This window comes from Sphingomonas sp. GW821-FHT12D09, from assembly GCF_058807215.1.
In genome coordinates this window covers 629794-644743 of sequence record NZ_JBXAQL010000001.1, presented here as the reverse complement: position 1 = coordinate 644743, position 14950 = coordinate 629794, and the positions used below count along the sequence as shown (strand labels likewise).

General features: G+C 64.9%; 13 protein-coding genes. 9 read left to right on the top strand and 4 right to left on the bottom strand.

Going from position 1 to position 14950, the window contains the following annotated elements:
* The first annotated feature begins 34 nt into the window (after window positions 1–34).
* Window positions 35–868: an MBL fold metallo-hydrolase gene (locus tag AC1RPL_RS03125; protein WP_493067793.1), complete on the top strand. Its 834-nt coding sequence runs from the start codon at window positions 35–37 to the stop codon at window positions 866–868.
* 79 nt (window positions 869–947) lie between these two features.
* On the opposite strand, the gene AC1RPL_RS03120 is transcribed toward AC1RPL_RS03125, so the two are convergent.
* Both AC1RPL_RS03120 and AC1RPL_RS03115 read right to left on the bottom strand, forming a co-directional pair.
* On the bottom strand, window positions 948–1124 hold the full coding sequence (locus AC1RPL_RS03120) for a hypothetical protein (RefSeq protein WP_493067792.1): 177 nt from the start codon (window positions 1122–1124) through the stop codon (window positions 948–950).
* Between the two features lie 153 nt (window positions 1125–1277).
* A complete protein-coding gene (locus AC1RPL_RS03115) occupies window positions 1278–1562 on the bottom strand; it encodes a hypothetical protein (RefSeq protein WP_493067791.1) in 285 nt (94 codons plus the stop codon).
* A 146-nt stretch (window positions 1563–1708) separates the two neighbouring features.
* Here AC1RPL_RS03115 and AC1RPL_RS03110 point away from each other — a divergent pair, with 146 nt between their 5' ends.
* The 3 genes from AC1RPL_RS03110 to AC1RPL_RS03100 are packed head-to-tail and all read left to right on the top strand — an operon-like array spanning window position 1709 to window position 4689.
* On the top strand, window positions 1709–2137 hold the full coding sequence (locus AC1RPL_RS03110; RefSeq protein WP_493067790.1) for a DUF2231 domain-containing protein: 429 nt from the start codon (window positions 1709–1711) through the stop codon (window positions 2135–2137).
* Window positions 2134–3435, top strand: a complete 1302-nt coding sequence (locus AC1RPL_RS03105) for a PQQ-dependent sugar dehydrogenase (protein WP_493067789.1) — start codon at window positions 2134–2136, stop codon at window positions 3433–3435. The genes AC1RPL_RS03110 and AC1RPL_RS03105 overlap by 4 nt, the downstream gene beginning before the upstream one ends.
* A gap of 24 nt (window positions 3436–3459) precedes the next feature.
* A complete protein-coding gene (locus tag AC1RPL_RS03100) occupies window positions 3460–4689 on the top strand; it encodes an AI-2E family transporter (RefSeq protein ID WP_493067788.1) in 1230 nt (409 codons plus the stop codon).
* 128 nt (window positions 4690–4817) lie between these two features.
* Here the strand turns inward: AC1RPL_RS03100 and AC1RPL_RS03095 are convergent, their stop codons facing one another.
* Window positions 4818–8519, bottom strand: a complete 3702-nt coding sequence (locus tag AC1RPL_RS03095) for an autotransporter domain-containing protein (RefSeq protein WP_493067787.1) — start codon at window positions 8517–8519, stop codon at window positions 4818–4820.
* A gap of 96 nt (window positions 8520–8615) precedes the next feature.
* Here AC1RPL_RS03095 and AC1RPL_RS03090 point away from each other — a divergent pair, with 96 nt between their 5' ends.
* Both AC1RPL_RS03090 and AC1RPL_RS03085 read left to right on the top strand, forming a co-directional pair.
* A complete protein-coding gene (locus tag AC1RPL_RS03090; RefSeq protein ID WP_493067786.1) occupies window positions 8616–9314 on the top strand; it encodes a response regulator transcription factor in 699 nt (232 codons plus the stop codon).
* Between the two features lie 139 nt (window positions 9315–9453).
* Complete coding sequence (locus AC1RPL_RS03085) at window positions 9454–9993, top strand: hemerythrin domain-containing protein (RefSeq protein ID WP_493067785.1); 540 nt, start codon at window positions 9454–9456, stop codon at window positions 9991–9993.
* A gap of 269 nt (window positions 9994–10262) precedes the next feature.
* Here AC1RPL_RS03085 and AC1RPL_RS03080 read toward each other — a convergent pair whose 3' ends face one another.
* Window positions 10263–12482: a catalase gene (locus AC1RPL_RS03080; protein WP_493067784.1), complete on the bottom strand. Its 2220-nt coding sequence runs from the start codon at window positions 12480–12482 to the stop codon at window positions 10263–10265.
* 243 nt (window positions 12483–12725) lie between these two features.
* Here AC1RPL_RS03080 and AC1RPL_RS03075 point away from each other — a divergent pair, with 243 nt between their 5' ends.
* The 3 genes from AC1RPL_RS03075 (at window position 12726) to AC1RPL_RS03065 (ending at window position 14933) form a co-directional block, all read left to right on the top strand.
* Entirely contained in the window at window positions 12726–13451 is a 726-nt protein-coding gene (locus AC1RPL_RS03075) for a Crp/Fnr family transcriptional regulator (protein ID WP_493067783.1), read from the top strand.
* Between the two features lie 11 nt (window positions 13452–13462).
* Complete coding sequence (locus tag AC1RPL_RS03070; RefSeq protein WP_493067782.1) at window positions 13463–13657, top strand: hypothetical protein; 195 nt, start codon at window positions 13463–13465, stop codon at window positions 13655–13657.
* 415 nt (window positions 13658–14072) lie between these two features.
* A complete protein-coding gene (locus AC1RPL_RS03065; protein ID WP_493069072.1) occupies window positions 14073–14933 on the top strand; it encodes a TIGR02587 family membrane protein in 861 nt (286 codons plus the stop codon).
* Window positions 14934–14950: the final 17 nt, after the last annotated feature.

The following is a 14950-nucleotide window of genomic DNA, read 5'->3' as shown; positions in this document are numbered from 1 at the left end:
GCGGAGTTCGATCCCGGACAACCCCTGGCCGCGTATGGTCCCGGTCACGCCCATCGTTCCCGATGCGAGGATCGAGGGGCTCCGGGTAACGATGATCGGGCACGCGACACTGCTCATCCAGCTGGCAGGCCTCAACCTCCTGACCGATCCGGTATGGTCTGACCGTGCCAGCCCGCTGGCCTTTGCCGGTCCCAGGCGGGGCACCGCGCCAATCGTGCGGCTCGAGGACCTGCCGCCGATCGACGCGGTTCTTTTGTCCCACAATCATTACGATCATCTCGATATCGCGACGCTCCGGGCGCTGCACGCACGCCATCCTCCGCTGATCGTCACGCCGCTTGGCAACGATGCGATCGTGCGCCGGTACCTGCCCGGCGCGCTGCTCGCGGCGGGGGATTGGGGCGACCGGTTCGAAATCGGGCCTGGGGCCGAGGCGCATATCGTGCCAGCCACCCACTGGTCCTCGCGAGGCATCCTCGACCGGCGCATGGCGCTGTGGGGCGGGTTCATGGTGCGAGCAGGGGAGAGCCTCGTCTATTTCGCGGGCGACACTGGATACGGTACCGGCAACATCTTCCGCGCGATGCGCGAGCGCTTCGGTGCGCCCGATCTCGCACTCCTGCCGATCGGCGCCTATGACCCGCGCTGGTTCATGGCGGCGCAGCACACCGATCCCGAAGAGGCCATCCGCATCATGGGCGATCTCGGCGCGCGCGCCGCCGTCGGTATCCATTGGGGCACGTTCAAGCTCACCGACGAGCCACGCGACGATCCCGCCTTGCGCCTCGCTGCAGGGCTCGCGGCGCAAGGCATAGCGTCGGGGCGTTTCGTGGCGATGCTTCCGGCGGACACCGCCGATTTTAGCTGACATCGGGCGCGAGCGAGCGTGAAACGCAAAGCGCCGCCCCGTCAGGAGCGGCGCATGATTGATTGCGACGGAGGTCCGGTCAGGCGTCGGTGCCAGGCTCCGTGGTCTTGGGCGCCTTGCCGTCTTCGATGCGGCCCTCGTTGCGCAGGTCGCGGCCTTCCTGGGCCTTTGCCTTGCTCTCGGGTGAAGTGCCGTGCTCGTAAATCTCTTCCTTCACGAAACCGGCGGCTTCCTTGATCTGCCCTTCGATGCTCATGTCGTTCTCCTTCGTGCAGGGGGTGCCGGCTCTCAATTCGCGGCAGGCCGGCGCGTTCCATGGGCGTTTCAAAATCCGCAACTCCCCGCACGGCCAGCGTGCCCCGCGCGCGGCAACCGTGATTGCAGCGCTGCATCGCCGATCTTCCCAGCTTCATTCGGTTGTTGGCCGGACCGGCTCCTGGTTTCCGCCCGTCTCGATGTAGAGCGTCACGACGCAGTGCGATTCCGCCCATGCGAGGCCTGCCGCCTCCGCGGCTTCATAGGTCGCATAGGGCTCGCTGCTCACCAGTGCGACGGACTCCGGACTTTCGCCATCGCCGCAATCCATCAGCGCGGACGCGACGAGCGAGAATCTGCCGTCAGGGGTCTCGTTGATCTTGATGCAGTCCGTGTCGTCGTCCGCCAGGACGCCAGGCGCGAGCTTTATGATCTCCACACGCGATCTCCTTCGCCAATCCAACGGATGATCGGGCCATTCGATGCGCGACGGCAGAGCGGCGCAACTTCGGGCACATCGAATTCGACGGACCTGCAATCGCTGTAGCGCGTTGAGGGCCTGACCTTTTCTGGAGAGGTATTTCTTTGGCGCGATATCATCCTGGTGCGGCGCGCGTCTTCGTGCCGCTGCACGGCATCCTCGCCGCTTTCCCGCTGGCCTTTTTCGTCGCTGCCTTTTTCAGCGACTGGGCCTATGCCGATAGCGCCAACATGCAGTGGGCCAATTTCTCGGTCTGGCTCATCGTGGGTGGCATCTTCATGGCGGTGGCGGCGGGTATAGCCGGTATCGTCGATGTGCTTGTGATCGGGCGGGGCGCGCGTCGTCGCTCCGCGCTGCATTCGGTCCTGACGATCGTGATGCTGGTGACGGCGATCGTGAATGCGTTCGTCCATAGCCGGGACGCCTGGACGTCCGTGGTGCCGACCGGGATCATCCTATCCGCGGTCACCGCGGTTCTCGTGCTGGTCGCGAGCTGGATCGGCTACTCGGTGCGCGCGGAGGTGGTGGCATGAAGGCCCAGGCGCTCCTCCCGGTATCCGGGCTCTTGTTGCTGGCTGCGTGCAGCGGCGGCGGCGGTAACACCGACGATCAGCTCGGTCCCAACCCGAAGCTGCCGGCGATCAACCAATATCTGGTTCCGCCGATGCACGTTGCTTCCGTCGAGCCCTGGGCTAACGGTGCGAAGCCGACAGTCTCAGCGGGCTTGAGGATTTCGGCTTTCGCCTCGGACTTCCACAATGTCCGACAGGTCTACACGCTGCCCAATGGCGACATCCTCGCCGTCGAAGCCAAGGCACCCGAGGGGCCGGTCAGCCGCCCCAAGGATATAGTGGTCGGCTTCATCCAGAGCTTCGGGCATTCCAAGGTCAAGGGTGAGAGCCGGATCACCTTGCTGCGTGACGCAGACGGGGACGGGAAGCCCGAGCTGCGCTCGGTCCTGATCGATCATTTGAACGCGCCGTTCGGCGTGGCTCTGGTCGGAAGCGACCTCTATGTCGCGAACACCGACGCGATCCTGCGCTTCCCGTACCAAGCCGGCCAGGCCAGTATCACCGCCAAGCCAGTGGTGCTGACCGAGCTACCCGGCGGCCCGATCGACCATCACTGGACCAAGAGCCTGGTCGCCAGCCCGGATGGCTCCAAGCTCTATGTTGGCATCGGCTCGAACAGCAACATCGCGGAGAATGGCATCGAAGCCGAGCAGGAGCGCGCGCGCATCTGGGAGGTCGATCGGCTGAGCGGCGCGCACCGGCCCTATGCGACGGGTTTGCGCAACCCCAATGGCCTGTCGTTCGAGCCGTCTACCGGCCAGCTCTGGACCGTGGTCAACGAGCGCGACGAGCTCGGGCCCGACCTCGTCCCAGACTATATGACGTCGGTGAAGGATGGCGCCTTTTATGGCTGGCCATACAGCTATTACGGCCAGCACGTGGACCCGCGGGTCCGCCCGCAGCGGCCCGATCTCGTCGCCCGAGCGATCGCGCCCGATTATGCGCTGAGCTCGCATGTAGCGCCGCTCGGCATGGCCTTCACCGCCAATGCCACGGCCATGCCCCAGCGATATCGCAGCGGTGCCTTTGTAGGCGAGCATGGCAGCTGGAACCGCGGTCACCTCAATGGCTACAAGGTGGTCTATATCGCCTTTGCCGGTGGCCGCCCGGTCGGCAAGCCAGTCGACGTGGTGACGGGGTTCATCGGCAAAGACGGCAAGGCGCAAGGCCGGCCTGTCGGCGTCGCGATCGACAGCAAGGGCGCGCTGCTCATCGCCGACGATGGCGGCAATGTCGTGTGGCGCGTGACCGGCGGCTAGTGCGCCAAGTGCGGCGGGAAGGGCGTGAGAGGCCTTTCCAGCTTGCGGTGCCGTCGTGCGGAAGCCGCCGCATGCGCCTTGGCCGTCCGGAATGAACAAAAGCCGATCTCGCCCGCTGAACGCGAGGCGAGGCCGCTTGGAAATATCGACATCGAGAACCGCATGACTCAGTCAAGGACGCGTTCGGGCGCCCGAACCCGGCAGCTCTATTTCACGGTCTTCATTGTCGCGCTCGCCACTTGGATCGCCTTGCCGTTCCTCACGCCGATTGCCTGGGCGTTCATCCTGGCGATCGCGGAATGGCCGCTGTTTCGACGGGCACTCTCCCGCTGGCCGCATCGCCCCGGCGCCATCGCTGTCGGGTTCGCGCTTGCGACCGGCCTGCTCGTGGTCCTTCCCCTTTCGTTTGCCGCTCTCTCCCTCGCGCAGGAGAGCCAGGCTGCCTTCGCCTGGCTTCAGCATGCCCAGCATTACGGCGTGCCGGCACCGAGTTGGCTCGGCGGGCTACCGCTGATCGGCGGCACGGTAAGCAAATGGTGGCAGGCGCATCTGGCGAATGCGAGCGGCACGAGCGCGATCGTGACCATGCTGAGCAGCGGTTCGGCGCTAGCCTGGATGCGCTCGGCAGCCGCCGAGGTCGCGCGCGATTCCGTGCTGTTCCTGATCACCCTGGTCCTGCTGACGGCGATTCTGGCGCGCGGCGAGCAGCTTGCAGCCAAGGCGCAGACGCTTGCCTGCCGGATGTTCGGAGGATTTGGCGAGGATTTCGTCGATCGCATGACCCAGGCCGTGCGCTCGACGGTCAATGGCACGCTGCTTGTATCCTTTGGCGAAGGTGCGCTGATCGGCTGCGGCTATGCCATCGCCGGGGTCCCCCAGCCGTTGCTCTTCACCATCCTCACCATCACCTTGGCACTTGTTCCGTTTGGCGCCTGGGCAGCCTTTGGCTTGGCCACGCTTATCCTGATCGGCAGCGGCGCCACCGCTGCGGGCCTGTTGCTCTTTGCCGGGGCGACGATCGTCATGCTGCTCGGCGACAATATCGTGCAGCCGGCGGCGATCGGCTCGGCAGTGAAGCTTCCCTTCATCCTCGCGCTGATTGGAGCCTTTGGCGGACTGGCGGCGCTTGGTCTTGTCGGCTTGTTCATCGGCCCGGTCGTCATGGCGGCTCTGCTCTTGGTGCTCCAAGAATGGCTCGTCCCAACGCCGGCCGAGGTTCGCGTCCCATCATCCGCGTCCGGGCCGCGAGCATAGAAGGTCGGGCGGCCATGGGCCTGCTCCCCGCGGCGTGAGCATATGGCGAGGGCAGGGGACGGAGACGGGAAAGCCAATGGGCCGCCTCTTGCGAGGCGGCCCATCAACTGCCCACGCTTGTGGAAGGATCAGAAGCGGAAGCGAACCCCGGCGCGGCCGCCATAGCCCTCATAGTCGCCGCCATCGGCGTAGCGACCTTCGAAGAAGCCGCTGATCGCACCGTGCTGCGAGCCGATGTTCAGGCCCAGAAGCCCTTCGCCATAGTCGCTCAGCCGCTGGTTGCCGAACCGGACGGTCTGGCCGCCGCTGGTGAAGGTGACTTGGTCCTGGCCCTTGAACTCATGGACGTAGTTGCCGCCGCCATAGAGCGTCATCTTGGCCGGGCCGATATCGCTGGTGAAGCCGATCCGCGCGCCCGCGCGGCCGCGCACGCCGTCCTGATCGTTGAAGGCGAAATTGCCCGACGTGCCGCCGAAATCGTCGAAATCGGAATGCGTGTAGGAGACGCTCGCCGCCGGCTCGAACCAGAGCTTGCTGCCGAAGCGGAAGCCCGCCTCCGCCTTGCCGCCGTAGATCGCGCCGTTCAGCTTCTGGGTGTAGCGCCCCGAGATGCTGACATTGTCGCCCCAGTAATAGTCGTACTTGCCCAGCGCGTTGATGAAGAAGATGCCGGCATTGAGGCTGGCATAGACGCCACCATTGACCGCATCGAAATTGATCCTGTCGGGCGAGTTGGCGAAGTTCAGGTTGGAGTTGAGATAGCCTCCGGTCAGGCCGAAGGCGAAGCCGCCTTCACCGGCGGAACCGCCCAGATCGATGCCCATCTGGCCACCGAAATAGTCCTGCTTGTAGCTCAGATCGACCGGGGTGGTGACGCCATTGAACGCGAAGCTGCGGTTGCTGCCCCGCTGCTCGACCTGCCCGAGCACCTGGGCCCAGACGCGACCACCGGCACCGCCCGGGCCACTGGCCGCGATGTTGTCGCGCAGTTCGCGCATATGGCCCGACCAGCTGTCGCCAGACTGCAGCCAGAGGTTGCGAACCCCTTCGGCGAACAGCGAGGCGCGGTAGACGCCGACACCCGGCGTGGCGACTAGGCTGTAGGCGAAGGTCGCCGGGTTATAGACGATACCGTACTGGATCAGCCCCTGATCTACGCTGCCGCCATCCAGAGTGAAGGCGGTTGCGGACGACGCCGCGCCGGCCTGCGCCACCAGCGCGCCCGCGCCGGTGCTGAGCACCGCCGGCGTCGTGTTGAGCGCCGCGATCGAGACAATGGTGGTGCCCGTCGCCGCGCCGCCGATACGCAGTTGGTCGCCGGTGAAGGTGGCGAGGTTCACGTCGACCCCGAGCTGCGCCGCGCCGCTGCCCGCATAGCTGCCCGGCAGGACCAGCACGTCGCCGACATGGCCGTTGCGCAGGTCGATGAGGCCGCTGTTGTTGAACGTCTCCAGCCCGGTCAGCGTGACCGTGCCGGCTGTCGTCGCCAAGCTGAGCACGCGCAGCGTGCCGCTGTTGTTGAAGACGTCGGCACCGGCGCCGAAGTCGCTGTTGCTGTTCGCGTTGAAGGTGCCGCTATTGTTCACGGTGTCCCCGTTGGCGGTCAGCAGGATGCGGTCGTTGATCGTGCCGCTGTTGTTGAGCGTCGCTGCGCCGCCTGCGACCGAGAGGGCATAGTTGGAGCCGTTGATCGTACCGGCATTGGTTACGATGGTGCCCGTGCCGGAGGTGATCGTCGCACCGTTGTTGAGGCCCGAGAGCGTGCCCGAGGTCAGCGCGAGATTGGCCGTGGTCGCCGCCGTGATGTTCACGCCGTCGAGGCTGGCCGAGCTGATGGTGCCGCTAAGCGACACGCCCACCGAACTCGCCGTGCTGTTCGCCACGATCGCATTCGCGGTGGCGCCCGTGGTGGTCACGCCGGCACCCGAGACAGTGACTGCGCCGCCGCCATTGGCGACGATGCCGCGGCTGTTGGCTCCGGTCGTCGATACCTGGCCGCCGGTGATGCCGATCGTCCCGGTCGTCGCGACGTTAATGCCGTCGGAATTGGCGCCGGTGGTGGTGATCGTGCCGCTGTTGGCCAACGTCACCGGGCCAGTGCCGGTGATGACGACCGCCGTTCCGGTCCCGGTGGTTGCGGCTCCGGCAACGGTGGCGTTGATCGCGCCGGCACCGCCGGTGATGCGAAGCGCATTGGCGCCGTTGGCCGCCTGCCTGCCGCCGGTGAAGTTCACCGCGCCGGTGGCGTTTACGACCGTACCGGTGGCACCTACCGTGGTCGCGGTGACTGTGCCCGTCGTGAGCGTGACGGCGTTGGTGCCGGCATTGACGGTCAGGCCGTTGCCGGTCGTCCCCACGGTGCCGACGGTCAAGTTGACCGGCGCTGTCGAGGTGATGATCGCGCCCTGCGAGCCAGCACCCGTCGTGGTCACGTTGCCCAGACTGCCGGTGACGCCTGCGCCGGTGACGACGGCGGCGGTCACGCCGGCGCCGTTGGTGCGAAGCGTCGCACCGTTACCGCGCAGGTTGATCGTGCCGGTAGAGGCGAGATCGAGCGCGCTGGCGCTGTTGGCGCCGGCGGCCACGCCGGATGTCGTGATATTGCCGTAGCCGGCGTCGATCGCCCCCGTAGCCGCACGGACGTAGAGGCCCGTGCCGCCATTGCCGGTGGTGGTGATCACGCCTGCATTGGTGGTCACGGTGCCGGCGCCGATCGTGTTGGCAGTGACGCCATAGGATCCGACCCCGGAAGTCGTCGCCGAAGTGATGTTGACGGCCATGTTGCCGCCGACGGACGTCGCGAACACGCCGTTGCTGTTGAGGCCGGTCGTCGAGAGCGCGCCGCAATTGACCGTGACCGATCCGGTGCCCTGGGCTTGGGCCGAGACTGCGGTTGCGTTGTCGCCGGTGGTGCTGACGCTCGGGCAGCCGCCGATGTCGATGGCGCCAGTCGGGCTGAAGGCGTTGGCGATGATGCCAGCGCCGTTGACCGTGCTGATCGTGCCGGTGCGGACGGTGACGTTGCCGGTGAAGCCCTGCGCTGCGATGCCGTAGCCGCCGGGCGTGGTGGCGCCGTTGGTCGAGGTCGTAATGTTGCCGCTCGTGACCGAGACGGTGCCGCCATTGGCGAGGATGGCGCGATCGCCTGCCACGACATTGCCGACGACAATGGTGTTCGTGCCGTTGGTCGTCGACACCGTACGGATGCCGCGGCCGGTCGCGGTGATATTGCCTGCGGTGGTCGAGATGTTGCCGGTCTGGGCGCCTGCGTCGATCGCGGTGCCGTTCGCGCCGGTGAGGGTGATGTTGCCGGTGCGTAGCGTGAGGTCGCCGCCTGCCGTCGACAGGACACCAAAGGAATTCGTGCCGCTGGTCGCGATATTGCCGACCGTGACGGCGGCGGGCTGGGCCGCAGTGTTGAGCGTGACGCCGTTGGCTGCTGCACCGCCGGTGACGTTGATGTTGACCGGCGTGCTGGCGCCGGCAGGGATGAAGGCGAGCGCCCCGCCCGTGGAGGTCAGGTTGACTGCGGTCACTCCGGTGGTCGAGATCGGGCCCGTCGCGGTATAGGTCGTCGTCGCCGGGCCTGTGACATCGGCGGTCACGAGGCCAGGGCCCGCAATCGTTGCGTTGCCCGGTGTCGTCGTGGCGGTCAGGACGGTGGCTGCGCCGTCAACGCAAGTGATCGTGGTGCCGGTTTGCGAGCAGTTGGTGGTCTGCGCTGCTGCGCTGTTCGGCAGAAGCAGCATTGCTGCGGCGGTGGAGACGCTACCAAGAAGCGCGAGCCGCTTGGTGGCACGGGTGGCGGACGCCAAGTGCGAAACGAACATTAGAACCGGTCTCCTGGAATCAGGTCCCCCCGGAATAGTTCGCGCTTAGCCGCAACCTTTTCATGCTGATACTCGTAGAACTACCAGTCCAAATATTTGATTCATCATCAAAAATGGAACTGGCGGACAGCTCCGCGGCTAGAGGGGATCTTTATTTCTAGTATTGCGCATTTACGCTTCGCGGCGCCTGCCGACTATTCTCCGGCTACGATCCTGCACGCGGCAATCACCTGTTCATCGATCGGCGTCGCGGTTTGCGGCGGGGACTTTCTCCTGCGCTTCTTCAATCCTGCAATCGCCGTGCTCTTCGCCGGGGACGCCGCCTGTGTGGCTGGCGTCACGCACGGCGTGACGATGCTCGGGGCGCTCGGGATCGATGCGCCTGCCGCCATGGCGGCCATCGCGTTAAATGGCAGCTGGAACGGCGTTGCCAACGCGGCCCCGGCCGGGGAGCTCGAGCTTCCGGTTGAAATGCACGTCGCGGTCGAGGCCTTTGAAGTCGAGAACGAGGCGGCCGGCTGGCTGATCACTGCGCGCGCGCATGCAACTCGGCCTCAGCCCGTAACCCTGACCGATCATCAGCTGATTACGCTGTCGTCCAGGCTTACGCCCCGGGAATGTGAAGTGGTGCTCGCCCTGCAGGAAGGCGAAAGCAACAAGGTTATCGCCCGGCGCCTCGACATCAGCCCACGCACCGTCGAGTTTCACCGCGCACGGATCATGCAGCGCTTCGCCGCCACGTCGGTTGTCGATCTCGTGCGAAAGGTCACCGGGGAGGCACGGGCGGCGATGTAACCGATTCGGGTGCTTCCATGTCGAAATCTCAAGGTTATCCGTTTGATTTTTCTCGTATTCTTGCGAGTCGTTAGCAGGGAACGTCGTGCGGTGCAGCCGGTTGAGTCTAAGCCGAATAATCGGCGCTGGAGGACGGAAAATGTCGATATTGGACAAGGCGATAGCGGCGATCACCCCGCCCGAAAGCGAAGAAGCCCGTGCCAAGGCACGCGCCAAGGCTGAGAGCTTGGCGAAGCCGGGCGATTGGCTCTCCCAGATCCTTTCGCACCATCGCCAGATCGAGGCGCAGTTCGCTGCCGTGAAAGCGGCCACCGACGCCAGCTCACGCCGCGCCGAAGAGGATAAGCTCGGCCTTTTGCTGACCGGTCACTCGATCGCGGAGGAGGCGGCGGTCTATCCGGCACTCGCGGCAGACCATCAGGTCGGACATGCCGAACTCGCCTATCAGGAACAGTCGGCCGCGAAGATGGAGATGGGCCTGCTCGAGCGCCTCGATCCTATGAGCGGGGATTATCTCGACAAGCTCGACCATATCCAGGGTGCGGTCGCGCATCATGTCTATTCCGAAGAGGGGACGTGGTTCAGCGAATTGGCGCAGTCGGCTGACGCCGAGGACCAGGCGCGCATCACGCGCCGCTATGCAGAAGAATATGCGCGTTATACTGGCGTCGCCAGCTGACCGGTAATGCCACCGTTCGGCTGCGCCGGGCGGCGGTAAACCAGCACTTGGGGTACAGCTCTCTAAGCAGTTTATTGGCGCGTGCAGCGCGTGCCAACCCCGTCAAGCGCGCGCGTTTCATCGGCTCTGGTGGATCATAACGACAGCTTCCATTTGAATGTGCTGCCAAGCACAATTGCGCTTGCAGCACACACGCACCCCGCTGCTTAGTTCCGGACGACGCGCCCGTGGACGCGCCGCCTGGGTCGCCGATTGTCTCCTTCGCGGGATCAACTCGCCGTAGCGGCATCGAGATCGACAGCGAGCTCCCGCGGCCAGAATCGCAGCGCTCGACATGCTTCGACGAACGTCACCGCGTCGCCGGCCTTGCCGAGCGGAAGGCAAGCCTCATCAAGATCGTCGGCGATGCCGGCGGCCACGAATATCGCCTGGGCATCGGGGCTGATCCCGATGAACTTGCAATGCGCGAATGCATCGGTGACGAAGTCCTTGGCTGCGGCATCGCGCGAGAGCAACGCCGCGCCTTCTGCCGAGACCAGTACCGCGACGGCGTCGAAAAGCACGGACGGGCCGCCATCGATCTTGTGCTTCGCCGCCACCGTGGTGCCGTCGGCAAGCGTTACGCCGGCGATCTTGGGCGCGATCACTTCATAGACTGCGCCCTCGGTCTCGACTGCCTTGAGCAGCGCCTTGAAGATCGCGGTGTCGGCACCGTCGCTGAGCAGGATGCCGAGCTTGCGGCCCTTGAAACTGGTAGGACCGTTCTTGACGATGCTGAGCGCGTCGGACGGAGGCAGGTCGGCGATCGGTTTGCGCGCGGCAACCGCGGCCTTGGGGAGCTGCAGGCCGAGCCCGTCCGCAACCGTGTTGGCGAGATCGGCATCGATATTCAGCAGGTGGGACACGACGCGTGACCGGATGTCCGGACGCTCGACCTTGCTCAGTTCGAACACCAAGGCATCGCCGATATGCTTTTGCTCGATTCCGGTCTGGCTGATGAGGAACTGGCGTGCCTGGCTGTAATGGTCGGCAAAGCTCTCCGAGCGGACGCGCTGCTTCGGACCGTCGGCGTCCTCGGCAAAGCTGGTGAAGCCGCGAGTCGGATCCTCCCGGGGACCGCCATCGGTGGGTCCCCAGCTGTTGGGCTCATAGTTCGCGCGGCCCTTGGGATTGCGCATCGCCATGTGACCATCCTGCTGGAAATGGGCCATCGGGCATTTGGGCGCGTTGATCGGGATATGGGTGAAGTTGGGCCCGCCCAGGCGCTTAATCTGGGTGTCGAGGTACGAGAAGTTGCGGCCCTGGAGCAGCGGATCGTTCGAGAAGTCGATGCCGGGCGGTACGTTCTGCGTCATGAACGCGACCTGTTCGGTCTCGGCGAAGAAATTGTCCACCACGCGGTCGAGCACCAGGCGCCCGATGACGCGGACCGGAATCAGCTCCTCGGGAATGATCTTGGTCGCATCGAGCACGTCGAAATCGAACTTGTCGGCGAAATCATCGTCGAACAGCTGGACGCCCAGCTCCCATTCGGGGAAGTCGCCCGAATTGATCGCGTCCCACAGGTCGCGGCGGTGGAAGTCGGGATCGGCGCCGTTGATCTTGACCGCCTCGTTCCAGACGACCGACTGCAGGCCTTGCTTGGGCTTCCAGTGGAACTTGACGAAGGTCGACTTGCCCTTCGCATCGACCAGCCGGAAGGTGTGGACGCCAAAGCCCTCCATCGTGCGGAACGAGCGCGGGATCGCCCGGTCCGACATGGTCCACATGATCATGTGTAAACTCTCGGGTGTCAGGCTGATGAAGTCCCAGAAATTGTCGTGCGCGGTCTGCGCCTGGGGAAAGTTGCGGTCGGGCTCGGGCTTGGCCGAATGGATCAGGTCGGGGAACTTGATCGCATCCTGGATGAAGAACACCGGGATGTTGTTGCCGACCAGGTCCCAATTGCCCTCCTGGGTGTAGAGCTTGACGGCGAAGCCGCGTACGTCGCGCGCCAGGTCGAACGAGCCCTTGGAGCCGGCAACGGTCGAGAAGCGGACGAACGCTGGTGTCCGCTCGCCGACGCGCTGGAAGATGTCGGCGCGGCTGACATCGGCGAGGCTGTCGGCCAGCTCGAAAAAGCCGTGCGCGCCATAGCCGCGGGCATGGACTACGCGCTCGGGGATGCGCTCGTGATCGAAGTGGAAGATTTTCTCGCGGAAGTGTGAATCTTCTAGCAAGGCGGGGCCGCGCTGGCCTTGCTTGAGCGTGTTCTGGTCGTCGGCGACGGGGATTCCGTGCTGGGTGGTGAGTGTCGCGACATCAGCTCCCGCACTCTGGTGGGTTTCGCCGCCATCGCCCTGTGCTTCGGCATAGCTAGCGGTTACCATTGCGTCGGCCGGCATGCGTGCGGCCTTTGGCAGGGACTCGCCGCCGATATCGGTACCCGTGGGAACAAGCGTCTCGCCTGCCGGAGCCATCGTGGTGGATGGAGCGGGTTTCTTGGCCATGCTGGAGATCCTTGTCGTTTGGGCAAGACGCAGCTCGCCTGTCGGGCAGGCCTCAGCGACGCCAAAAGCGGGTACGTGCAGCGGTAACCTTGGGCAGTCTGTGTAAGTTGCTCGTGCCTTGAAAAACTAACCTGTGTCAGCACGATTGTCGGGCGCGCGATCGCAACGCCTCCACCCCTTGCCCGTTTTAGGACACACGGGATCCAATCGCTCCCGCTGCGATCCGGACTTGCGGGAGACAGAATGTACACCGATCGCTTTCTTCGTAACCGCCGGGGAGTCCAACTGGAGCCCGCTGAGCGGGCGCGACTGGAGGCTTCGATTGCCAGGATTCGAACCGTCGACGCGCGCAAGGTAATCGTGCGCGCCGGGGAGAGGCTCCATGAGAGCACTCTGCTCGTCGATGGCCTTCTCAGCCGGCATGTCGACGACAATCAGGGCATGCGGCAGCTGGTCGCGGTGCATGTGCCCGGGGACTTCGTTGATCTCCACGCCTATCCGCTCCGCACGCTCGATCACGATGTCGCCACCATGACGGCTGCGAAGCTGGCGATCGTGCCGCATGCCGCGCTCGAAGCGATAGAGCGCGAACTGCCGCAAATGGCGCGCAAGCTTTGGTTCGCTACGCTGATCGACGCCGCGATCCACCGCGCCTGGCTGTTCCGGCTTGGCCGGCTCGACGCGATGGGGCGGGTCGCGCACTTCCTCTGCGAGATCAATGCGCGGCTCGTCTGCGCCGGGCTAAGTGACGGGCGGCGTTTTGCTCTCGGTATCACCCAGAACGACCTCGCGGAGATTTGCGGCCTTACCAACGTCCATGTGAACCGGGTCATGCGGGCGCTGCGTGAGCAAGGATTGTGCGTGTTCCGCTCCTCGCTGGTCGAGATCCTCGACCCCGAACGGCTGGCGACCCGCGGGCAGTTCGATCCCGACTATCTCTACATCGACATGACCTCCTCTCCCGCCTGAAGGGTCCCGCAATGACAACTGACGTCCCGAAGCCTCAGACCGAGCCTGGCACTGCGAGTGCGGAGGAAGGGTTGGTGATATTGGACGGGCCGGACGGCGTTGCGGTAACCATGACTGCGGATGCCGCTGCAAAGACCGCCAAGAGCCTGCTCGACGCCGCCGGAGCGGCGCAGGAACAGGCGAGCACGGCGTCGCCCGAGACTTGACGCGGCGTTTTCCGCTCCCGGAGGTGCTTCCCTGAGCACCGCAAGCACCCCCGGAGCGGGGCTCTGGATGCCTTGTCCGTCTGTCGGTGCTAGCGCATACGTCCCGCGGCGCGGGGCATCCTCGATGATTTTTCCGACATCGGAGCCATCTGTGGCGATTTTCAGCCCGATGTCGTGCGCATCGACCTTGGCTGCGGGCTGCGCCAGAAGGGCAGCGCTTGGCTGGGAACGGCCTCGGCGCGCGGCGGCGAGGTCGCCGTCGACCGTGCAACGTGCGGCCCAGTCCCCACAAAAGCCGCTCGCCTCGCTTGGTTGCGGTAGCCACGCATAAGGCCTGGAGCGAGGGCAGTAGCAGCTTGGGCAAGGACAAGCCTTGACTAGGCCTGTGCCGCGTCTTCGGTTCGGTGGCGGAACAATGCCGTCTCGTCAGCATTCGGAGGGGATGGCGACTGCATCTGCCCTCAACCGCGAATATGCAGCTGGGCTTGCACGCGCTTTCGCCGGGGCGGTGATCTTCGGCCTGCCGCTCTTGATGACCATGGAAATGTGGGCGATCGGGCTGTTCGTCGAGCCACTGCGCCTGCTTCTCTTCATCGCGCTCAACTTCGTCGTGCTTGTCTTCCTCTCGCGCTTCGGCGGCTTCGAGAGGACAGCCACGCTGATCGAGGACATACTTGATGCGCTCGCTGCCTATGCCGTCGGAATTGTCTGTGCCGGCATCGTACTCGCTGCCTTTGGCCTGCTGACCAATGCGATGCCGCTCGACGAATTGGTTGGGCAGATCGCGATCCAATGCGTTCCCGCCAGTTTCGGCGCGATGATCGCGCGCAAGCAACTGGGTGACGGGCGGGTCGAGGAGGATGCGGAGCGTGCGCAACGTTCGGCGAGCTATGGCGGCCAGCTCTTCCTGATGCTCGCAGGCGCGCTGTTCCTTGCGTTCAATGTCGCGCCGACCGAGGAAATGATGCTGATCAGCTACAAGATGACCGCTTGGCATGGGCTGGCACTGGTCCTGCTGTCGTTGGCGTTGCTGCATGCGCTGGTGTTCGCGGTCGGGTTGGCCGGGCAGGAAGATGCCCCGAAGGGCTATGGCCCTTTGCGGCTCTTCCTGGCGTTCACTATTCCCGGCTACGCCATCGCGCTGCTCGTCAGCGTCTATGTACTGTGGACCTTCGGCAGCATCGACGGTGCCCCTATGACGACGCTGTTGCAAACAGTGGTCGTGCTTGCGTTTCCCTCTGCGATCGGCGCTGCGATCGCGCGGCTCGTGGTCTGAAGGAAGCTGGGATGAAT